Source organism: Gilliamella sp. B3172 (assembly GCF_026536465.1).
Lineage (GTDB): Bacteria > Pseudomonadota > Gammaproteobacteria > Enterobacterales > Orbaceae > Gilliamella.
Genome location: NZ_JAFNOA010000004.1, coordinates 1 through 22823, shown reverse-complemented (window position 1 = coordinate 22823; position 22823 = coordinate 1). Strand labels below are relative to the sequence as shown.

21 protein-coding genes are annotated in these 22823 nt (G+C 36.0%); 14 read left to right on the top strand and 7 right to left on the bottom strand.

Annotation, left to right across the window (positions count from 1 at the left end; all coding sequences use genetic code 11):
* Positions 1-17 precede the first annotated feature (17 nt).
* Positions 18-1097 (bottom strand): 3-dehydroquinate synthase, encoded by a 1080-nt coding sequence (gene aroB, locus J3U37_RS06185; protein WP_267329480.1) that lies wholly within the window; start codon positions 1095-1097, stop codon positions 18-20.
* Positions 1098-1184: 87 nt separating this feature from the next.
* Between aroB and J3U37_RS06180 the strand changes: the two genes are divergently transcribed.
* Both J3U37_RS06180 and glnB read left to right on the top strand, forming a co-directional pair.
* The gene (locus J3U37_RS06180) at positions 1185-2819 is read left to right on the top strand and encodes an NAD+ synthase (RefSeq protein ID WP_416379990.1); all 1635 of its coding nucleotides are present in this window, start codon (positions 1185-1187) and stop codon (positions 2817-2819) included.
* A 21-nt stretch (positions 2820-2840) separates the two neighbouring features.
* Positions 2841-3179 carry a nitrogen regulatory protein P-II gene (gene glnB, locus J3U37_RS06175; protein ID WP_065586186.1) on the top strand — a complete coding sequence of 113 codons (339 nt, stop codon included), beginning with the start codon at positions 2841-2843 and terminating at the stop codon, positions 3177-3179.
* A 1-nt stretch (position 3180) separates the two neighbouring features.
* Here the strand turns inward: glnB and J3U37_RS06170 are convergent, their stop codons facing one another.
* Positions 3181-3825 carry a hypothetical protein gene (locus J3U37_RS06170; RefSeq protein WP_220218732.1) on the bottom strand — a complete coding sequence of 215 codons (645 nt, stop codon included), beginning with the start codon at positions 3823-3825 and terminating at the stop codon, positions 3181-3183.
* A 317-nt stretch (positions 3826-4142) separates the two neighbouring features.
* Between J3U37_RS06170 and J3U37_RS06165 the strand changes: the two genes are divergently transcribed.
* The gene (locus J3U37_RS06165; RefSeq protein WP_220218733.1) at positions 4143-4751 is read left to right on the top strand and encodes a TfoX/Sxy family protein; all 609 of its coding nucleotides are present in this window, start codon (positions 4143-4145) and stop codon (positions 4749-4751) included.
* 119 nt (positions 4752-4870) lie between these two features.
* Here J3U37_RS06165 and rhlB read toward each other — a convergent pair whose 3' ends face one another.
* Positions 4871-6097: an ATP-dependent RNA helicase RhlB gene (gene rhlB, locus J3U37_RS06160; protein WP_220218734.1), complete on the bottom strand. Its 1227-nt coding sequence runs from the start codon at positions 6095-6097 to the stop codon at positions 4871-4873.
* A gap of 159 nt (positions 6098-6256) precedes the next feature.
* Between rhlB and trxA the strand changes: the two genes are divergently transcribed.
* The 5 genes from trxA (at position 6257) to nrdG (ending at position 12809) form a co-directional block, all read left to right on the top strand.
* The gene (gene trxA / locus J3U37_RS06155) at positions 6257-6583 is read left to right on the top strand and encodes a thioredoxin TrxA (protein WP_220218735.1); all 327 of its coding nucleotides are present in this window, start codon (positions 6257-6259) and stop codon (positions 6581-6583) included.
* A 358-nt stretch (positions 6584-6941) separates the two neighbouring features.
* Positions 6942-8204 (top strand): transcription termination factor Rho, encoded by a 1263-nt coding sequence (gene rho / locus J3U37_RS06150; RefSeq protein WP_220218736.1) that lies wholly within the window; start codon positions 6942-6944, stop codon positions 8202-8204.
* A gap of 182 nt (positions 8205-8386) precedes the next feature.
* On the top strand, positions 8387-9802 hold the full coding sequence (gene gndA / locus J3U37_RS06145) for an NADP-dependent phosphogluconate dehydrogenase (protein WP_267329483.1): 1416 nt from the start codon (positions 8387-8389) through the stop codon (positions 9800-9802).
* A 380-nt stretch (positions 9803-10182) separates the two neighbouring features.
* Positions 10183-12318, top strand: coding sequence for an anaerobic ribonucleoside-triphosphate reductase (gene nrdD / locus J3U37_RS06140; protein ID WP_220218738.1), 2136 nt, complete (start codon positions 10183-10185; stop codon positions 12316-12318).
* 17 nt (positions 12319-12335) lie between these two features.
* Complete coding sequence (gene nrdG, locus J3U37_RS06135) at positions 12336-12809, top strand: anaerobic ribonucleoside-triphosphate reductase-activating protein (RefSeq protein ID WP_267329484.1); 474 nt, start codon at positions 12336-12338, stop codon at positions 12807-12809.
* 2 nt (positions 12810-12811) lie between these two features.
* On the opposite strand, the gene can is transcribed toward nrdG, so the two are convergent.
* The 4 genes from can to J3U37_RS06115 form a co-directional block, all read right to left on the bottom strand.
* On the bottom strand, positions 12812-13474 hold the full coding sequence (gene can / locus J3U37_RS06130) for a carbonate dehydratase (protein ID WP_220218740.1): 663 nt from the start codon (positions 13472-13474) through the stop codon (positions 12812-12814).
* A gap of 63 nt (positions 13475-13537) precedes the next feature.
* On the bottom strand, positions 13538-14599 hold the full coding sequence (locus J3U37_RS06125; protein WP_220218741.1) for an FAD-binding protein: 1062 nt from the start codon (positions 14597-14599) through the stop codon (positions 13538-13540).
* A 178-nt stretch (positions 14600-14777) separates the two neighbouring features.
* The gene (locus J3U37_RS06120; protein ID WP_267373841.1) at positions 14778-15821 is read right to left on the bottom strand and encodes a CobW family GTP-binding protein; all 1044 of its coding nucleotides are present in this window, start codon (positions 15819-15821) and stop codon (positions 14778-14780) included.
* Between the two features lie 17 nt (positions 15822-15838).
* Positions 15839-16036: a YbdD/YjiX family protein gene (locus J3U37_RS06115; RefSeq protein ID WP_220218743.1), complete on the bottom strand. Its 198-nt coding sequence runs from the start codon at positions 16034-16036 to the stop codon at positions 15839-15841.
* Between the two features lie 293 nt (positions 16037-16329).
* Here J3U37_RS06115 and murA point away from each other — a divergent pair, with 293 nt between their 5' ends.
* From murA to J3U37_RS06085, 6 genes are all read left to right on the top strand, one after another.
* Positions 16330-17583 carry a UDP-N-acetylglucosamine 1-carboxyvinyltransferase gene (murA, locus tag J3U37_RS06110; RefSeq protein WP_220218744.1) on the top strand — a complete coding sequence of 418 codons (1254 nt, stop codon included), beginning with the start codon at positions 16330-16332 and terminating at the stop codon, positions 17581-17583.
* Between the two features lie 52 nt (positions 17584-17635).
* Positions 17636-18211, top strand: coding sequence for a DJ-1 family glyoxalase III (locus J3U37_RS06105; protein WP_267336142.1), 576 nt, complete (start codon positions 17636-17638; stop codon positions 18209-18211).
* Between the two features lie 7 nt (positions 18212-18218).
* On the top strand, positions 18219-19115 hold the full coding sequence (locus J3U37_RS06100; RefSeq protein WP_220218746.1) for a cation diffusion facilitator family transporter: 897 nt from the start codon (positions 18219-18221) through the stop codon (positions 19113-19115).
* A 92-nt stretch (positions 19116-19207) separates the two neighbouring features.
* Positions 19208-20170, top strand: coding sequence for a 6-phosphofructokinase (gene pfkA / locus J3U37_RS06095; RefSeq protein ID WP_220218747.1), 963 nt, complete (start codon positions 19208-19210; stop codon positions 20168-20170).
* Between the two features lie 238 nt (positions 20171-20408).
* The gene (locus tag J3U37_RS06090; protein ID WP_267329489.1) at positions 20409-20660 is read left to right on the top strand and encodes a GNAT family N-acetyltransferase; all 252 of its coding nucleotides are present in this window, start codon (positions 20409-20411) and stop codon (positions 20658-20660) included.
* A gap of 152 nt (positions 20661-20812) precedes the next feature.
* The gene (locus tag J3U37_RS06085) at positions 20813-21883 is read left to right on the top strand and encodes an acyltransferase (protein WP_267373838.1); all 1071 of its coding nucleotides are present in this window, start codon (positions 20813-20815) and stop codon (positions 21881-21883) included.
* Positions 21884-22823 lie beyond the last annotated feature (940 nt).

Genomic DNA, 22823 nt, shown 5'->3' with positions numbered 1-22823 from the left:
TAATTTCAACGTAGCGTTTAAGTACGTGCAATTGACTCTAACACGATAGTTTTATCTATGCCGTCAATCACTTCCACATGACCAATTTTAGTTGGAATAACCAATCTAAGTTTGCCAGACAAGACTTTTTTGTCACGAAGCATATGCGGAATATAGGACTCAATTGACATTTGCGCCGGTTTGGTAATCGGTAACTTCGCTTTAATCAGTAAATTTTTGATGCGATCAATATCCGTTACAGAAAGCTTACCCAATAGGGCAGCAGTCTGAGCTGCCATAACCATTCCCACACTAACTGCTTCACCATGTAACCAATTACCGTAGCCAAGTTCAGCTTCAATTGCATGACCATAAGTATGGCCAAGATTTAAAATTGCTCGCATATCTTGTTCAGTTTCATCAGCGGCGACAACTTGCGCTTTAAGTTCACAGCAACGATAAATACAGTAGCTTAATGCATTGACATCTAAATTTAATAGATCATCAATGTGCTGCTCTAACCAGCTAAAAAACGCACTATCTAAAATAATGCCATATTTGATCACTTCAGCTAAACCGGCTGACAGTTCACGCTGAGGTAAGGTTTTTAAGCAATTAAGATCAATGACAACAGATTGCGGTTGATAAAATGCCCCAATCATATTTTTTCCCAACGGATGATTAATAGCCGTTTTACCGCCAACAGAGGAGTCAACCTGTGAAAGTAACGTTGTTGGAACTTGAATAAACTTGATACCACGTTGATAAGCAGAGGCTGCAAATCCCGCTACATCGCCAATCACACCGCCACCGAGCGCAATAAGTGTGCTACTACGGGTATGATTATTAGCTAATAAGGCAGTTAGCATGGTATTCCATGTTTCCATGGTTTTATATTTTTCACCGTCAGGAACAATTACAGAATCTGTTTTAATGCCGTTTTTTTCCAACATTTCAGTTAACGTAGCTAAATACAATGGGGCGATAGTTTCATTGGTTGCAATAAGAACTCGTTGACCTGCTTTGAGTTTAAATGGTTGAAACTGGGACAGGAGGTTTTCACCGATAGTAATAGGATAACTGCGGTTTTCGAGGGCAACATTTAAGATCTTTTGCATGATGATTTCCGGACAATTCAAAGTCGATATATTGTTGCATGTTAGCGATAAAAATGTGGCAGCGCAACATAGAATCATTTAAAATTAATGCCAATTTTTAAAAGCGATGTTGAATTTTATATGTCTTTATCTATTGTTTTAGCGCAAAAAAACTGGCGTGTTGGCGATATTGAAACAAATACCCAACAAATTATTGAGCTGATGCACAACCATACCGCTGATGATCTTATTGTGTTTTCTGAGCTGGCAATTTGTGGTTACCCGCCGGAAGATTTAATTTATCGTGTTGATTTCAAAGATCGTTGTCAAAAAGCGTTAGACTCTATTTTGCAAGCAAGTAAGCAGTGCGCAGTTATTGTGGGTCATCCACATTGGCAAGACGGACATATTTATAATGCTCTTTCATTATTTTCAAATGGCAAACAATTGGCTTGTTACCATAAGCAGTGTTTACCAAATTATGATGTATTTGATGAAAAACGATACTTTACCGCAGGTAATCAAAGTTGTGTTGTCGATTTTAAAGGAAAAAAACTGGGATTATTGATCTGTGAAGATCTTTGGCAAGATGAACCGATTGATCAGCTAAGTTCAGCGCAAGTGGATATTATCATTACCGTTAACGCTTCCCCTTATGATATTGAGAAGCCAAGATATCGGCATGAACTGGTTAAGCGCCATGCAACAAGAACACAATTACCGATTGTTTATGTCAATCAAGTCGGTGGTCAAGATGAGCTGATATTTGACGGTGACTCTTTTGTTTGTAATGAGCATGGCGATATCGTTTGCCAATTAAAATCTTTTGAAGAGCAAGTCGCTCGTTTTCAATTAGGGCAAGCTTATAAAGCAATTGATAGCCAAGAAGATAATGTGCTTGCGTCTGTTTATGATGCGCTTGTACTGGCAACGCGAGATTATATCACCAAAAATGGTTTTAACGGTGCTGTCTTAGGGCTATCAGGTGGTATAGATTCAGCTTTAACACTAGCTATTGCTGTTGATGCATTAGGTAAAGATAAAGTTCAAGCGGTGATGATGCCGTTTCGTTATACCGCTGATATCAGCGTTGCTGATGCTAAAGAAGAAGCCGAAATTTTAGGCGTTGAATTTGATATTATATCGATCGAACCAATGTTTGATGCATTTATGTCATCTTTAAGCCCAATGTTTGCAGGTACCCGAAAAGATACAACAGAAGAAAATTTACAAGCACGTTGTCGGGGTGTTATTTTAATGGCGCTTTCGAATAAGCGTGGTCGATTAGTACTAACAACCGGTAATAAAAGTGAAATGTCGGTCGGATATGCAACACTTTATGGCGATATGGCTGGTGGTTTTGATGTACTTAAAGACGTGCCAAAAACAATGGTTTTTGCGTTATCAAAATATCGTAATTCTCGTTCTTATGTAATTCCACAAAGAGTGATCACCCGTCCTCCTTCAGCAGAGCTTGCACCTGATCAAAAAGATGAGGACAGCTTACCGCCATATGATATTTTAGACGGTATCTTAAAAGGTTATGTAGAGCAGGATCTTTCCGTTGAACAACTTATTGAGCAAGGTTATGATGAATCAACAATAAGACGTGTCATTAAATTGGTGGATATTAATGAGTATAAACGGCGCCAGTCAGCGGTAGGACCAAAAATTACAGCACGCAACTTTGGTAAAGGCAGACGATATCCAATTACATCTGCTTTTGGATTTAAGAACTGGTAATCTCGAATTAAGGGCAAAACTATGAAAAAAATTGAAGCTATCATCAAACCATTTAAACTCGATGACATTCGAGAAGCACTAGCCGATCAAGGTATTACCGGTATGACAGTCACAGAAGTTAAAGGTTTTGGTCGCCAAAAAGGGCATACCGAGCTTTATCGTGGTGCAGAGTATATGGTCGATTTTTTACCTAAAGTTAAAATTGAACTTATTGTGCCTGATGATATTTTAGAAATGTGCATTGAAACAATTATGAAAACGGCTCAAACAGGCAAGATCGGTGACGGTAAAATCTTTGTTTACAACGTGGAGCAAGTGATACGAATTCGTACCGGGGAAATGGATGAATCCGCTATTTAACTTAGTAGCGAATATCCGGTCTTTCCTGTTTAAGTAACTCTTGGGTTACAACCCCTTGAATAGAACAGATTAGAAGGCGCATATTATCACCTTTCTCAAGTAACAGTAGTTTTTCAGTGGTATTCGGTGCTGGAATGGTTTTAACACCAACAACGGCGCCAGTGTTTTTACGCCAAACTTGAATATCATCGTTGATGTTGCGAATCATTGGATTAGCAATATAGAGCAAATTATCTTCCATATTTTTCCAATTGAGAAAATTTAAAGCATCTTTAATCTGCTCGATATCATTATCAATAATAAATCCCCAAAAATAGTATTTACCCATTTTATCCAGATTCATTGCGCTATCATAATAACCGATAATCTTAAGATTTTTATATAAAATTGGGGTTTTAAAGTAAATATAGTTTTTGGTTGTATCGGCGCGATTTTCAACAGGAATATAAGCTTGATTTTGATTAAAAACTTCAATATTAGTATGCGCTTTCAATTCATCTTTCGATGCATAAACATCCTTAAAAAACTCAGGCGAGCAAAGCGCTAGTGACTCTATTAACGGTACTTTATCGGCTGAAGCGATAAATGAACAAAACACAAAAAATAAAGTAATAAGGTTTTTGATCATATTGATTATATCTGACAAAAAAGCACCATTAAACGAATAAGTACTGATTGTATTATTATTTAAGCAGAATAACAATGTAAAAGCAGCTTTTCTTTTTAAAGATTTATTAAGAACAGTCTACTTAATAAACAACCAAATATCATAAATGAATTTAGCCCCACAAAAATTCAATTTATCAAGCACAAATATTTTTTATATTCATTTATGGAAGGAAGATCCCATAATGATGAATTTATAAAAAAAATAGTTTGTGGATTAGAAATTTTAAGATAGTTTAAATTGAGTAGTAACTTATGTAAGTTATTTGTTTTATTAAGTTTAAATGGAAGTAAATTATGAGTTCTATATTTGCAAATGAAATCTTAAAACAATTTTCTTGTCTTGAAGATGTGTCGATTAAAACGTTTTTTGGTGGGTTTAGCATTAACAGCAAACAGATCATGTTTGGTTGGATTGATAAACAAAATTTTTATTTACGAGGGCACGCTTTTTATCGCTCAATTTTTATTGAATTGGGCATGCAACCTTTAAATTTACCTGCAGGGATTGCAACTAAGCAGCTTGACTATTATAAAGTTAGCGATGATTTGTTGAAAGATCATCAAAAATTACTTCCCATTGTAAAAATGGTAATTGAATATGCTGAACTTGATCTGCATGAAAAAAAAGAACAAAAACAGAAGCGTATTAAATCACTACCGAATATTACTTTTTCATTGGAAAAATTGTTGTACAGTGTTGGGATTACAGATTTAGAAAAATTTATCGAAATCGGATATTTAGAAGCTTTTTACCGAATAAAGAATAAAAAACCAGATATTTCAAGCAATCTGTTATTTACGTTATATGGTTCGCTAAATGGTCGGCATGTTGCATCGTTATCTGAAACATTAATCAAAGAAATTGAAAAAGATTACCAATCTTTTTTAGAAAAAAAAGAGTAGGTATTAATAGCTTATAATTAATTGTTGATTAAGATAATACCATCACAGGCATAAGCACCTTAGTGATGGTATTTAATTGTTTTTAGCTAACGTTGTAACTATTTCTGAGGTTCTTCTTTTTATGACGTTCTTCTTCGTGTTGTTCTTTTAAATGTTTTAGGTACAGGTAAATTGGTTAGCAACGCATTAGGATCATATTGGCTTACCGGAATGGCATGATCGATAGCTTTTTCAATTGCAGGTAAATTCTGTGAATAACGTTCACAAGCCAATGAAATAGAATAGCCTTCAGCACCCGCTCGGCCGGTACGGCCAATCCGATGTCGATAATCATCACAATCATCAGGCAGATCATAGTTAAATACATGTGTTACATTTGGAATGTGTAAACCACGTGCAGCAACATCAGTTGCCACTAAAATATCTAAATCACCGCGAGTGAACTGCTCAAGAATCGATAGCCGTTTTTTTTGTGCGATATCACCGGTTAGTAATCCAACACGGTGACCGTCAGCGACTAAGTGGCGCCAAATCTTTTCGCAAGCAACTTTGGTATTAGCAAATACAATACAACGATCAGGCCACTCTTCCTCAATAAGGGTCTGTAGCAAAGCCAGTTTATCTTCGTTAGAAGGGAAAAACAGCTCTTCTTTAATACGGTGACCGATTTTTTGTTCGGGCTCAACTTCTACATATTGTGGATTGTTCATATGCTCAAAAGCAAGTTCACGTACGTTATGGGTTAAGGTTGCTGAAAAGAGCATTGTTAAGCGCTTTTGTGGTGGTGTCATGTGTCTGAAAATCCAACGAACGTCACGAATGAATCCTAAATCAAACATCCGATCTGCTTCATCTAACACCACAACTTGAATCGATTCCAGATTGATGTAATTTTGCTTAGCATAATCGATTAATCGTCCGGTAGTGGCTATCAAAATATCCACACCTGCTGATAGCATTTTTAATTGTTTATCATAACCATCGCCACCATAAGCAAGACCTAATTTTAAACCGGTTTCCTCAGATAATATTTGCGCATCATTGTAAATTTGTACAACTAATTCACGGGTAGGCGCAATAATAACTGCTCGAGGTTGATTAATACTATGATCAGCAAGCGGTTGGTGATTCAATAAGTGACTAAAGGTTGAGGCTAAAAAAGCGATAGTTTTGCCTGTTCCTGTTTGCCCTTGTCCTGCAATATCAATACCTTTTGTAGTAAAAGGTAACGTTTGTTCTTGAATAGGCGTACAATAAGTAAAACCCTTTTTTTCAAGTGCTTTGATAACTAAAGGATGTAAAGGAAACTGACTAAAAGTCGTTTTTGTAAGATATGATTGAATCATTGTGGTTGTCAAAGATAATTATCAGAATTTTTCGATTATAACATATTAACAGCTAGTGCATCACTAATAATTATGTCCTATTAAAATAATTACTAGCACAGAGCGGTAAAATGTCCTAACATTAAAACCATAAAATTTATATTATTGGAGATTACGACTATGAGTCATAATATCGTTGCACTTTCAGAAAGTATTTTTGATAAAACTATCAACGAATCAACAAAACCTGTTTTAGTGGATTTTTGGGCTGAGTGGTGTGGACCATGTAAAATGATTGCCCCAATTTTGGAAGAAGTTGCATCAGAATATAGTGATAAGATTGTTATTGCCAAATTAAACGTCGAAGAAAACCCAAATATTGCGCCTAAATTTGGCATTCGTGGAATACCCACTTTATTAATTTTTAAAAACGGTAAAGTGGTCGCAACACAAGTAGGTGCTGTATCTAAAGCACAGCTAAAAAGCTTTATTGATGCCCAACTTTAGTTTCTTATTCTATCCACCATTACAATAAAATAAGCGTAATTATTGTTACGCTTATTTTGTTTTTCTACACTATTTCGCTTAAAAATGGGCAAAATCTATAATTTAATATAGACATGCCCGTTTTTTTAGTGTACATTGCTAGCTTCTTACAAGAACCCCTTTCAGCAATCCTTTGTTTTTCTTGGTAAAGTGGTGAAAATTCTATAAACCTATACACATAATTATCATCAAAAGTTTAACAATAGATTAAGTTTGTGAATTGTTAGAAAGAGAATTTTTTATAAGTAAATGAAAGAAATATACAAATTTAGCAGTAATTGCAAACATATCAATTTTATCCTCAAGAATTTTTAAAATTATGAATTTAACTGAATTAAAAAACACTTCTGTCTCTGAGCTTGTAGCGCTTGGGGAAAAAACAATGGGGCTTGAAAACCTTGCCCGCCTTAGAAAACAAGACATTATCTTTGCAATCTTAAAACAACATGCCAAAAGTGGAGAAGATATCTTTGGTGATGGTGTGCTGGAAATTTTGCAAGATGGATTTGGCTTTTTACGCTCGGCCGATAGTTCTTATTTAGCAGGTCCGGACGATATCTATGTTTCTCCTAGCCAAATTCGACGGTTTAATTTAAGAACGGGTGATACCATCGCCGGTAAAATTAGACCACCGAAAGAAGGTGAGCGTTATTTTGCTTTATTAAAAGTTAATGAAGTAAATCATGATAAACCTGAAGACGCCCGCAATAAAATTCTTTTTGAAAACTTAACTCCACTTCACCCCAACTCTCGATTACGCATGGAACGCGGAAATGGCTCAACTGAGGATATTACAGCCAGAGTTCTTGATTTAGCATCGCCTATCGGTAAAGGTCAACGTGGTTTGATTGTGGCCCCACCTAAAGCGGGTAAAACAATGTTGCTACAAAATATTGCACAAAGTTTAGCGGTCAATCATCCTGAATGTGAATTAGTTGTTTTAATGATTGATGAACGCCCGGAAGAAGTGACCGAAATGCAACGATTAGTGAAAGGTGAAGTTGTTGCATCAACATTTGATGAGCCAGCGGCTCGCCATGTTCAAGTCGCTGAAATGGTAATTGAACGAGCAAAACGTCTTGTCGAACATAAGAAAGATGTCATTATTTTATTAGATTCAATTACTCGTTTGGCACGTGCATACAACACTGTTATTCCTTCATCTGGTAAGGTATTAACGGGTGGTGTAGATGCAAATGCTTTACATCGTCCTAAACGCTTTTTTGGTGCTGCCCGTAATGTCGAAGAGGGCGGAAGCTTAACCATTATTGCTACTGCGCTGATTGATACCGGCTCTAAAATGGATGAAGTTATTTACGAAGAGTTTAAAGGTACGGGTAATATGGAAGTCCATTTATCGCGTAAAATTGCTGAGCGCCGTGTATTCCCTGCTATTGACTTTAACCGTTCCGGTACGCGTAAAGAAGATTTAATGACCTCACCTGATGAACTGCAAAAAATGTGGATCTTACGCAAAATTCTTAACCCAATGGGTGAGATTGACGCAATGGAATTTTTAATCGATAAACTTGCCATGACTAAAACCAATGACGAGTTTTTTGAAATGATGAAGCGTTCATGATTTGCGCAGTCAGTACAAAATATTATTAAAGTAATGAAAAATAGCCGTGTTATATACTGATACGGCTTTTTTTGTGGCAAAATATAGCGTAATTTATAATTTATAGAACTTTTTAAATTAAAGATGTTGTAAAAACAACCTTATTAACAGGGTTATTTGAGATTAAATTAAGGAGCCAAATCATGTCTAAACAACAAATCGGTGTTATTGGAATGGCCGTTATGGGGCGAAATCTAGCGCTGAATATTGAAAGTCGCGGATTTTCTGTCTCGATTTATAATCGTTCTAAAGATAAAACAGAACAAGTCATGGCTGAACATTCTGATAAGCACTTGGTTCCTTATTTTACCATTGAAGATTTTGTTAACTCTTTAGAAAAGCCTCGCCGAATCTTAATTATGGTACAAGCTGGTAAAGGTACTGATGCTGTTATCAATGAATTAAGACCACTATTAGATAAAGGTGATATTATTATCGATGGCGGTAATGCCTATTTTGAAGATACCATTCGCCGCAATAAGATGCTTTCTGATGAAGGGTTTAACTTTATTGGTGCAGGTGTCTCTGGTGGTGAAGAAGGTGCATTAAAAGGACCATCTATCATGCCAGGCGGTCAAAAAGAGGCATACGAATTAGTTGCCCCAATTTTAGAGAAAATTGCCGCAACGGTAAATGGTGAGCCATGTGTAACTTATATTGGTCCCGATGGTGCCGGTCATTATGTCAAAATGGCACATAATGGTATTGAATATGGTGATATGCAGCTGATTGCTGAAAGCTATTGGGTATTAAAACATGTCGTCGGTTTGACTAATGATGAACTTGCTGATGTCTTTGCGGATTGGAATAAAGGCGAATTAGATAGCTATCTGACAGAAATTACCGCTGATATCTTCAGATTTAAAGATGAAAATGGTGATTATTTAATTGATAAAATCTTAGATGCCGCTGGGAATAAAGGTACCGGTAAATGGACAAGCCAAAGCGCTTTAGATCTTGGTGAACCTTTATCATTGATAACTGAGTCGGTTTTTGCACGTTATATTTCAGCCATTAAACAGCAACGCGTTGCGGCATCGAATATTTTAAAAGGTCCAAAACAGGTTGCTTTTACGGGTGATAAACAAGCGTTAATAGAGAAAGTGCGTAAAGCGCTATATATGGGTAAAATCATCTCTTATGCGCAAGGCTTTTCACAGTTAAAAGCGGCTTCACAGCACTATAATTGGCAACTTAATTATGGCGAGATAGCTAAAATTTTTAGAGCCGGATGTATTATACGTGCTCAGTTTTTACAAAAAATTACCGATGCATATACGGCTGATAATCACATCGATAATTTACTGCTTGCCCCTTATTTTTGCCAAACAGTTGAAGCTTATCAACAATCGTTACGGGATGTTGTGTCTTTAGCTGTTCAACAAGGGATCCCGGTACCAACATTATCTTCAGCTATAGCTTATTACGATAGCTATCGTTCAGCTGTGCTACCCGCTAATTTGATTCAAGCTCAGCGGGATTATTTTGGTGCACATACTTATAAACGAATCGACAAAGAAGGTGTTTTCCATACTGATTGGTTAAACATTGAGTCATAAATAGTGTTGTTTTGTTATTGAACTTTTCAAATTGAGTGCAATGAAAATTGCACTCTAATTCAGTTATCTTTTCTTGATTAATCTGTTTTATGTCGTTTATTTTTTCGCTATGAAAAAAAATACTGGCGGCGATTAGCTTTAGCGTTGTCAAGCAAATTTATTTATTAAAAAATCTAGAAAAGCACAATATATGGTGTATAATTCATTTATATCCACTATATATAGTGTTGTTTAAGCGATGTGAAAATCCTGGTCTTTATCAAGTAAAACCAAATATTCTGACAAAAAATGAATTGTTCTCAATAATTACAATGAATATTTATGTTGATACCAAGCCTATGCCAAGCGCTAATTATTAATGAATGTTGAGGGGAGTATATATGCCTGTTGTAATCAAACGAGATGGCTGTCAAACTGCGTTTAATGAGACTCGAATTAAAGATGCTATTGTCAGAGCTGCTGTTGCAGCTAACGTTCAAGATCCTGATTATTGTGCAGCTGTCGCTCGAGTTGTTACCAATCAAATGGCAGAACGAGACAGTGTCGATATTAATGAAATTCAAAATGCTGTTGAAAATCAGTTGATGTCAGGTCCTTATAAAAAACTAGCCAGAACTTATATTGAATATCGTCATGATCGTGATCGTGCTCGTGAAGAGCGCAGTCGTTTAAATCAAGATATTCGAGGGTTGATTGAACAAAGTAACGTCGCTATTTTAAATGAAAACGCTAATAAAGACAGCAAAGTAATCCCAACTCAGCGTGATTTACTCGCTGGAATTGTTGCAAGGCACTATGCTAAACAATATTTATTACCGAAAGATATTTCTCATGCTCATGATTGCGGTGAAATTCACTATCATGATTTAGATTATGCGCCTTTTTTCCCAATGTTTAACTGTATGTTAATCGATTTAGATGGCATGTTAACAAATGGTTTTAAAATGGGGAATGCCGAAATCGAACCACCAAAATCGATTGCGACAGCCACAGCAGTAACCGCACAAATTATTGCGCAAGTTGCAAGCCATATTTATGGTGGCACAACCATTAATCGTATTGATGAGATTTTGGCAAAATTTGTCACAATCAGTTATCAAAAACATAAAAAAATTGCTGAACAATGGGATATTCCAAATCCGGAAGCTTATGCTGAAAGTCGTACCGAAAAAGAGTGTTATGATGCTTTCCAATCTTTAGAGTATGAAGTCAACACGTTACATACTGCTAATGGTCAAACGCCATTTGTGACGTTTGGTTTTGGTTTGGGAACAAGCTGGGAATCACGCTTGATTCAAGAATCTATTTTAAAAGTCCGTATTCAAGGTTTAGGTAAAAATCATAAAACCGCCGTATTCCCAAAATTGGTTTTTGCGATTAAAGATGGCATAAATCATAAACAAGGTGATGTAAATTATGACATCAAACAACTTGCCTTAGAGTGTGCAAGTAAGCGTATGTATCCGGATATTTTGAATTACGATAAAGTTGTCGAAGTCACCGGTTCATTTAAAACGCCAATGGGATGCCGAAGCTTTTTAGGCGTCTATGAACAAGACGGCGAGCAAATTCATGATGGGCGAAATAATCTGGGCGTAATTAGCTTAAATTTACCACGTATCGCTATTGAAGCTAAAGGTGATGAAACGCGTTTTTGGGAAATATTAGATAAACGTCTTGCACTTTGCAAAAAAGCACTTATGACGCGTATCGCTCGTCTTGATGGTGTTAAAGCCCGTGTTGCACCTATTTTATATATGGAAGGGGCATGTGGCGTAAGGCTAAAAGAGGATGACAGCGTTTCTGAAATCTTCAAAAATGGTCGTGCATCAATTTCGTTAGGATATATCGGGCTTCATGAAACCTTAAATGCACTTTATGGCAACCAAACACATCCGTTTGATAATGACACATTACGAGCTAAAGGTGTGGCAATTGTTGAACATCTGCGTAAAGCTGTTGAACAATGGAAAGCCGAAACCGGATATGGTTTTAGTTTATATAGTACACCGAGTGAAAATCTATGCGATCGCTTTTGTCGGTTAGATACGGCTGAATTTGGTGTCATACCGGGCGTGACGGATAAAGGTTACTATACAAATAGTTTTCATCTTGATGTTGAGAAAAAGGTTAATCCATACGAGAAGATCGAGTTTGAAAAACCTTATCCACCCGTTGCCAGCGGTGGCTTTATTTGCTACGGCGAATACCCAAATATGATCAATAATGTCAAAGCATTAGAAGATGTATGGGATTATAGTTATACTCGTGTTCCATATTATGGTACTAATACTCCGATTGATGAGTGTTATGAATGCGGTTTTACGGGTGAATTTTCATGTACCAGCAAAGGATTTGTTTGTCCTAGTTGTGGCAATCATGATTCATCAAAGGTCTCTGTGACTCGTCGTGTTTGTGGTTATTTAGGTAGTCCTGATGCTCGTCCGTTTAATGCTGGCAAGCAAGAAGAAGTGAAACGACGAGTAAAACACTTAAATAATGGTCAAATTGGCTAATTATTCATGAAAAACTTATGAATTATCATCGTTACTATCCAGTCGATGTGGTTAATGGCGAAGGGACTCGCTGTGTACTTTTTGTAGCAGGCTGTGTACATCAGTGTCCCGGCTGCTATAACAAAAGTACTTGGGGATTAAATTCTGGTTCGCCATTTACACAATCACTTGAAGATCAAATTATTAAAGATTTACAAGACACCGAAATTAAACGTCAAGGGTTATCCCTCTCCGGCGGTGATCCGTTGCATCCGCAAAATGTCCCGGCAATATTAAAATTGGTTAAACGGGTGAAATCTGAGTGTGAGAATAAAGATATCTGGTTATGGACAGGGTATAAACTTGACGAATTAACCGCTGAACAACAAGCGGTTATTCCTTATATTGATGTACTTATCGATGGCAAGTTTGTGCAAGAACTTGCCGATCCAAGGCTATTATGGCGAGGAAGTAGCAATCAAGTCATCTACCGTTTTAAAGATCCATCCTAAAATTATTGTTGTGATTTGTGTAGATTTAACAGGTAAGAAATCGCTTCACGATAATTGATTTCTAAATTTTCACTGCTGGATGAGCTGATGTGTAAATCGGTGATCTTGCCATTATCAATACCATAAACCCAGCCATGTAAGTTGATTTTCTTTCCTCGTTGCCAAGCCGATTGGATAATGGTTGAATGGCCAAGGTTATAGACTTGTTCAATAACATTTAGTTCACACAAAATATCCATACGGATATTAGCCGGAAATTCACCAATTAACGAACTGTAACGAAACCATAAATCACGAATATGCAATAACCAATTATTGATCAAGCCTAAGTCCGGATTTTCAACCGCCGCACGAATACCACCACAGCCTAAATGACCACATACAATAATGTCTTCTATTTCAAGCACATCAACCGCATATTGTACGACTGATAAACAATTTAAGTCGGTGTGAATGACTAAATTACCGACATTACGATGAACGAATAATTCGCCGGGCTTTAATTTGATCAGCTTTTCAGCAGGGACTCGGCTATCAGAACAACCAATCCATAAAAACTTAGGATTTTGAGCAATTGCAAGCTGTTTAAAAAAATCCGGATCTTCTAATTCTATTTTTTCTGACCATTCGTGATTAAAACGAATCAGATCGTTTACATCAAACATACTCATTATTTCCTTTTATTTCATTACTATTTGACAGAGTGAACTGCTAACACGTGTTACTAATTACTTTATTGTATTTATGTGTTGGATTTTGCTTGCCATGATTAATTTACGCCATAATGGTGTGGTTAAAAATTTGGCCTTAATGATTTTGCTATACAGTTTGATGCGTAGTGGCATGGTTTTTTGATAATAACGTTTATTCGGTTTGGGGTGCCGATCATTGAATATTTTGCTTAAAATTTCAGCGCTATCAAGCGCGTAGCTAATACCTTCTAACGAACTGGCACTGATAAATCCTGCGGCTTCGCCGATTAGAAATATGTTTTCATTACCGGTATAAAAATCACGGAATCGATTTGGGTAAACGACTAAACATTTTTCGGTTTTTAATGGCTCACCAAAAACAAATCCTTGCTGAGTTAATTTCTCTTTTAATAACTCAAAATGTTCATTGGCTTCTTTTTTGGCAAAGGCACCACCAAAAATAAAGTATCCGTCTTTAGAAATGCTCCAGGCATAGCAATTAGTGGTCGCATTATCAAAAATACATGAATAAAAAGGATGCGGATTTTTTTCAGCAAACCATTGTTGAATGGCAACATATTGCCTTATCGAATGATTTGGATAACGCATTCTTCGGACAACTGAATTAGCACCATCAGCCCCGACAACATATTGTGCGGTGATGTTATGTTCTACTTTATTTTCGTCTTGATAAGTAACTTGATAGCCATCAATGACTCTTCTCACTTCTTTACATAATGTATTATGTAGAACCGTGACATTTTCCGGGATGAGAGATTTCAACCAAAGATCAAATTTGTGCCTATCAAAGCTGACATAACTGCGTTGATAATTACGCACAAGTTTTGATTGTAAATCAAATGTTTTGACACTGAAGATTTGAGGATCGGTCAAAATACTTTTTGGTAAATTTAAATTTTGTCTGACAAAAGCTTTTTGTGCATCATCGGCTAATAATCCACCGCATGGCTTATGAAACCCTTCATCACCAGTTTGATGTTTTTTATCTAATGCAATAACTTTGAAAGATGAGCTAAGTAGACGCGCTAGTGTACTGCCGGCTGGTCCAAGACCAATAATTGCAATATCGTAATCCATGCTTTTATTTCGTTAGTTTTGAGCTTTTGAATGGCGCTTATATTAACACAATTTATTGCAAAATGTGTTTATTCGTACAATGATTGATGAGATTCGTTAGTTTTGTCAAGAACTTTCAGAAATACCCTACGTTTCAGTATAAAAACCAAATATTAAATGTGCTTTTTCAATCAAAGTGTTAATTGGCAACCGTTTTTAAAAATGCTTCATTTAAGGTTTCAAATGGTAATTTACGACTAATCACCACTAAGCGAGACACTTTTTGCGCTGGATCTTGCCATGGTGAGCCATAGTCAAATCCAACCACTTTATGTACACCTTGAACAATCAAACGTTGTTCATTATCTTTAATTGCCAACACCCCTTTGTAACGTAACATGTCATTTCCGTACTGCTCGACTAAACTTTCCATAAAACTGCCAATCTTTTTAAGATCAAGTTCTCCGGCTTCAAACAGATAAGAACAGATATTATCATTCCAAGCGTTAGACGGTTTGGCATAGGGGATAGATTTGAAATTAACTTCTTGATTTTTTGAAGGGTTGATGACAAAAAAGCCTTGATTAATATTAAGCTCATCGTTCAAATCAAAAGCATGAATGTCTAGCCATTGTGATTTGGGGATTTCCCCCTTAATGGCTTGAAAAATTTGTGCTTTATTATTAATTTTATTGATTCTATTTAATACTTGAGATTTTTGCACATCATCAATGCAATCTGTTTTTGTGATAATTATGCGATCGGCAAATCCGATTTGTGATTGCGCAACACGGTGCTCATCTAACTGTTGAGTAATATGTTGGGCATCAACGAGAGTAATAATTGCATCAAGTTCAATGGTTTGACGGATTAAATCATCAATAAAAAACGTTTGAATAATCGGTGCGGGATCGGCAAGGCCTGTTGTTTCAATAATAAGCCGATCAAATTGCAGCTCTCCGCTGGCTCGTTGAACATGTAATTGATGTAGCGCTTCGGTAAGTTCACCTTGCACAGTACAACAAATACAGCCATTTGTCATTTCGACAATTTGAATATCTGTGCTGGTATTTAATAATTCACTATCAAGGTTGACCGGACCAAATTCGTTTTCAATGATGATTATTTTCTCATCATGATGATGTTTCAACAGATAATTGATCAGCGTTGTTTTACCGGAACCGAGAAAACCAGTTAGTAAAGTGACGGGCAGTAAAAAAGAAGAAGGGATCTGGTCTGTCATTACTTATCTCTCAACGGTTAACAGCATTTAAAACCACCTTTACCGCCGTAACGAGCATCTTGCCGCTCTTTGAAAAACTCTTCATAAGTCATTGGGGTCTGATCGGGATGCGTCAACTTCATATGTTGCACATAGGTATCATAATCGGGAATGCCCACCATGAGTTTAGCTGCTTGACCGAGATATTTTCCTGCTTTGGCAATTGAATCAAACATAGGTTTTCTCTTACTCAGTAAAGTTTTATTGCATAATATTATGAATGATAACTTTTTAGTTTCTTATAAACTAGCAAAATTATTCAACTAAAGACATTTCACTATAAAATGTCAATTAATTAGAGTCAATCATTGATTAACAGTAACCATGGTTAAATACGTTATTTTATATCATTTATATTTGTTGTAACTTATTTAAAGCCTAAAGATAACAATATATTTAATAAAATGCATTTATCTATCTTAAAATAACTTTTATAATACCGACAATTTTTTACAATAACGAGTTAATAATGGAAAAGTTTCACGTAATCGGCCCAACATCTTTAAATGGCGAAGTTGTTATTTCTGGTGCTAAAAATGCGGCACTACCTATCTTATTTGCTGCAATTTTGGCGCAAGATCCTGTTGAGTTACAAAATGTTCCTAAATTAAAAGATATTGATACGACCTTAGCTTTATTAAGTCAATTAGGGGTGAAGTGTGAACGTAATGGCTCCATTAAACTTGATGCAAGCCAACTTAATAACTATTGCGCACCTTACGATTTAGTTAAAACAATGCGTGCATCGATATGGGCTTTAGGACCATTAGTTGCTCGTTTTGGTCAAGGACAGGTTTCATTACCCGGTGGCTGTGCGATAGGTGCAAGACCCGTTGATTTACACATTACCGGTTTACAGCAACTCGGGGCAACCATAACCCTTGATGAAGGCTATGTTAAAGCATCAGTCGATGGTCGATTAAAAGGCGCACATATTGTAATGGATAAAGTCAGTGTTGGTGCGACTGTGACAATTATGTCAGCAGCTACATTAGCAGAAGGTAAAACCATTATTGAAAATGCTGCTTGTGAACCTGAAATTGTGGATACAGCTAAATTTTTAAATACTTTAGGCGCGAAAATAACAGGTGCCGGTACTGTTCGTATTGAGATTGAAGGGGTTGAACGTTTAGGTGGCGGAGTGCATGAAATTGTTTCTGATCGTATCGAAACTGGTACTTTTTTAGTTGCAGCAGCCATATCAAAAGGTAAAATAACTTGTCGTAATACCGATCCTAGTTTACTTGACGCCGTCATATCAAAACTAAAAGAAGCCGGTGCAGATATCCAAACCGGTGATGATTGGATCTGTTTAGATATGCAAGGTAAACAACCTCAAGCGGTTAATATCCATACCGCACCACATCCGGGCTTTCCAACTGATATGCAAGCACAATTCTCTTTACTTAATATGGTTGCACAAGGTACCGGTATTATTAAAGAGACCATTTTTGAAAATCGATTTATGCATGTACCTGAACTTATTCGTATGGGTGCAAGAGCTGAAATCGAAGGTAATACCTTAATCACTCATGGCGTTGAAAAACTTAGTGGCGCTCAAGTTATGGCAACTGATTTACGTGCGTCAGCTAGTTTGGTGTTAGCCGGTTGTATTGCCGATGGCTTAACTATTGTTGATCGTATCTATCATATCGATCGTGGTTATGACAATATAGAAGACAAATTAAGAAAGTTAGGGGCCAAAATTGAAAGATGCGAATAATTTTGCGCTGTCAAATTTGTGTTAAATCATTAGGGTTAAAAGGAGTGTAATAATGACTAAAAAAGCATTAATCTTTTTATCAGAAGGCTGTGAAGAAACAGAAGCAGTGACTGTTATTGACCTTTTAACCCGTGCTGGCATTGAAGTGACCGATGCCAGTATCTCCCAAACACGTGAAGTTAAATGTTCACGAGGCGTAACAATTTTAGCGCAAAAAACATTTAACGAAGTTAAAGACCTTAATTTTGATATTGTGATTTTACCGGGCGGCTTAAAAGGCGCTGAAAATTTCAGAGATTGCCCGGCGCTGATTGAAAAATTAAAACAGACGCATCAAGCCGGTAACATTATCGCTGCGATTTGCGCATCACCAGCAATGGTGTTCCAATATCATAATTTACTTCCTGATGCATACATGACCGGTTATCCGACGACTAAAGATGCATTTAAACATTGGAAATCTGATAGAGCTTATTTTGATGTAAAACACAAAGTGATCACCAGTCAAGGCCCGGCAACGTCAATTGATTTTGCATTAAAAATCATTGATGCTTTATTAGGGGCTGAAAAAGCGGCGGAAGTTGCAAAGCAACTTGTTTTACCGCTTGGCATCGATAACTATCAATAGCCATTACATGCAATCTTCAGCATTGTATGAAAAGTTAGTTAAAAGAGCGACATTAAGTGCTGTTTTAATTTCTACTTTTCTGATAATCATTAAATTAATTACCTGTTGGCTAACCGGGTCGATGAGCTTATTTGCGTCATTGTTAGATTCCGGTATCGACCTATTAGCGTCTGGTCTTAATTTCTTTTTAGTTCGTTATGCATTAAAACCTGCTGATGACGATCATACCTTTGGTCATGGTAAAGCTGAATCGCTAGCTGCATTAGCGCAAGGTACCTTTATTATCGGCTCTGCAACGGTGTTATTGCTATCAAGTATCAAATCAATGATCTATCCAACCAGTATTCAAACGCCGTTACTAGGTATTGTGGTATCAACTATTTCTACTGTTTTTACTGCAACATTAATTTTATATCAAAGACATGTCATTAAAGTCACAAAAAGTAAAGCCATACAAGCGGATATGTTGCATTACTCTTCTGATTTGTTTATGAATATTGCTGTTGTTATTGCTTTATGTTTAAGTTGGTACGGGGTTGCTTATGCCGATGCTGGCTTTGCATTTTTTATATCGCTCTATATTTTTTATAATGCTTGTAAAATTGCTTACAATGCCATTCAAGATCTACTTGATCGTGCATTACCTGATAGTGATAACACTAGAATCGCTGAAATTGTTGCGATGTATTCAGATGTGCATGGTTTCCATGATCTCAAAACCAGACAAGCCGGCCCGGTTAAATTTATTCAGTTGCATATTGAACTGGATGATAATTTACCGTTAATTAAAGCGCATGCTATTGCTGATGCTATCGAAAAAAGCATCTCAAAAGAGTTCTCTCCGGCAAAAGTTATTATTCATCAAGATCCTCTCTCGGTTGTACCTACTGAAAAAAATCAGTAGAAAAATCATTCAAAATAGCTTTTATCTTCTATTGTTAGATATCTGTTAAGACTCTATAATAGCCAAAAGTCAATAATTTGGAGTTATTTTGTATGATAAAAAAAATAGGTATTTTAACCAGTGGTGGTGATGCACCGGGGATGAATGCAGCTATTCGTGGTGTAGTAAGAACTGCACTAACAGAAGGTCTGGATGTTTTTGGTATTTATGACGGTTATTTAGGTCTTTGTGAAAATCGAATCACACAGTTAGACCGTTCGAGTGTATCGGATATTATTACTCGAGGTGGTACTTTTTTAGGTTCTGCAAGATTTCCGGAGTTCAAAGATAAAGAAGTTAGGCAAAAAGCTATTGCTAACTTAAAACAACATCAAATCGATGCATTAGTTGTTATTGGTGGTGACGGTTCTTATATGGGAGCAATGCGATTAACGGAAGAAGGTTTTCCATGTATTGGTCTACCAGGCACAATAGATAATGATATTCGTGGGACTGATTACACAATCGGTTATTTCACTGCACTAAGCACTGCCGTTGAAGCGATTGATAGATTACGTGATACTTGTTCTTCGCATCACCGTATTTCGGTTATCGAAATTATGGGACGTGATTGTGGTGATTTAACCTTAAATGCAGCGGTTGCTGGCGGCTGTGAATTTATGATTATTCCTGAAGTTTCTTATACTAAAGAAGACTTAATTGAAGAGATCAAATTAGGATTTGCAAAAGGGAAAAAACATGCCATCGTCACTGTTACAGAACATATGTGCGATGTGAATAAGCTAGCTGCTGATATTGAAGCGGCCGTTCATCATGAAACCAGGGCAACAGTATTAGGCCATGTACAACGTGGTGGCTCACCAGTGCCTTACGATCGTATTTTAGGTTCTCGTATGGGTGCTTTTGCGGTAGAATTATTACAGCAAGGACACGCTGGGCGCTGTGTCGGTGTACAAAATGGCAAATTAGTACATCACGATATTATCGAAGCGATCAACACCATGAAACGACCATTTGATATGGATTTATATAATACAGCAAAACGCTTATTTTAATATTGATTGATTTTAAATTGCTCAAGCAATGTTAATCAAAGTAATATAACTAACAATTAGGTGAAATTTTGAAGTTTATAGCGCTAAAGTTATTATCGGCAAAAATTCACCTTTTAGATTTAAACTTCGTTTCTGCAAATTATTCGTTTATATTAAAGTAGTCTTTACCTTTCTTAATCATCTGTGAGCTTAGCAGTCGCTCGATAAATCTTAAAAACGGCCAATGAGGAAAGAACTTATGTCACTACATTATTTAGAAGATAAAAATCGGTTTTATGTTTGTGATGAAAATGATAATCAAGTTGGTGAAATGACCTTTACTCGTATTGGGCAAAATAAAGCAACGATTAATCATACTTATATAGAGCCGTCTTATCGTGGGCAAGGCATTGCTGATAAATTATTAGATCGGGTGGTTGATAAATTACAGCAAGAACAACGGGAAATTATTCCTATCTGTTCATTTGCAGCTAAAAAGTTAGCAAAATAGCGAAGCGAAAATATTTATTATAATGTAAGGATTTAAAGTCTATTTTTGTCAAGATTTATTTTGTTTTTTTATTTTTGTAAAAGCTAGTTTTCTCTGTAAGAATATGTGTTAATGTATTGCAAATTAAATCTGTTAACTATCCGTATTTGAAAATGACATCAGTAAAAGCTCAGAAAATTCATTCTATCCATGTATTACGTGGTTTAGCAATTATTATGATTGTATTTAGCCACAGCTTAGGGGTATTTAAAAATAGTGGTTTAATTGCTAATAGTTATCTGTTTTCTTTTTTGAATTTATTTGCATTTAACTTTACTACTTTTTTTGTTTTAATCGCCGGTTTTTTATTTCAACATCTCACTTATAAATTTGATACTAAAACCTACTATTTATCCAAATTTAAAACCGTTGTTTGTCCTTATATATCCGTATCGATATTCTGCTTCTTCTTTTTCCATTATCAATATTTATCCGGTTTACCATTTTATTCATCAACAGAAACAAGCATGGTTAGTGCCATAGTTAAAATGATGTTAACTGGTACTGCGCTTTTACCTTTATGGTTTATGCCGATGATAATTATTATCTATTTAATGGGGCCACTACTTTATTCTTGGTCTAAAAAAAGTTTGATTATAGCCGGTTTAATTTGCATGTTTTGGGTTGTGATGTTTACTAAACCTGACTTTACTAAGCCATTATTGAATCTCTTACATTATGGACCAGTTTATTTAACCGGTATGATGATTAAGCAGAATTATGAAAAGATCATGAAAGCGGTTAAAGATAACTTAATTTTGGTTATGTTCTTTTTCTGCCTGTGTCTGTTTATACCCTATGCTTATCGTTATGTTAGTTATTTTGGGGTAGAAAACCTTTATTATGACACGCTACAAAAAATTGTCTTATTTATCTTAGCACTCTATTTTTTAGATAGTATTAATCATAAAACAAATGAAGGGAAAGTTTATAAATTCTTCTCTTATATGGCTAACATCAGTTTTCCTGTCTACTTTATACATGAAATTGTCATATTATTGTTAGAGCAACAAGTTATCGCCTCACCATTTGGCGACATCATTAAAACTGGTAATGGTGAGCTAGCTGCCTTAGGAGCAATAAGCTTTTTAATCTCAACACTATTAATAAGTGTGCTAATTGCTAATCTAATAAAATTTATTTTCAAAGATAAAGCCAAATTTCTCATTGGTGGTAGTCGATAGGATTCATTGATCTACATTCAAATCAACTACGATTAAAGAATAATTATCAGTTGACCGAAAAAGCCAGTGCATTCAAGTCGAAGCACTGGTTTTTTGTTTCCTCACTCTTTGTTATTGATCAGCAGCAAAATAGATTGAAAGATCAAATCTTATGATAAAAATAAATTGTTACTGCGTATGATTTGATCTCAAACAGTTTACGTTATTGATATTGTAAGTAGAGGGCTTGATTTTTATACAATTGAACCTATATAGACAATCCAAGACGGTAAAATATCATCGCATAACACGGCGCTTCGCCTTGAAATGGTGTGCAGCTTGATAGATATTCTCACTGTTTTATATGGCGCCTTAGTTTTATTCTGGTCATTTAGATAAATAATTTTGCGATAATGCTTGCCGTATGAGTTTATCAACAATTTTTCTGCTAATAATCTGTTTTTTCGTAATGTTCCTATTTATATTTGTAGAAAATCAAAACTGCCAAAAGCATTGATCTGAACAAATATAAGACAAACGAAAAAAAATGCCAATTTTTTGCTTGCTAAAAAAAATGAAGTGCCTATAATGCGCATCCACTGACACGGCGTCAGCGAAAGCAGGCGGGAAAAGTGGTTAGTGAGCAAGATCAAATTTTTTAAAAAAAGATCTTGACGAATAAAAAGGTGTAGCGTAGTATACGCAGCCCTTGAGACAGCAAACTGAAGCAAGCAATTGTGGAGTTAAATTGAAGCTGTCAGCTCTTTAAAAATAAGAAACAGACAATCTGTGTGGGCACTTGCGAGACGAAAAATTAAAAGTCTACGGACTGAAAAAATTAAGTCTTGATAAGTGACACTGAAGATTCATTTGAATATGTCAGAGACAGTTATTGAGCATCAAACTTTAAATTGAAGAGTTTGATCATGGCTCAGATTGAACGCTGGCGGCAGGCTTAACA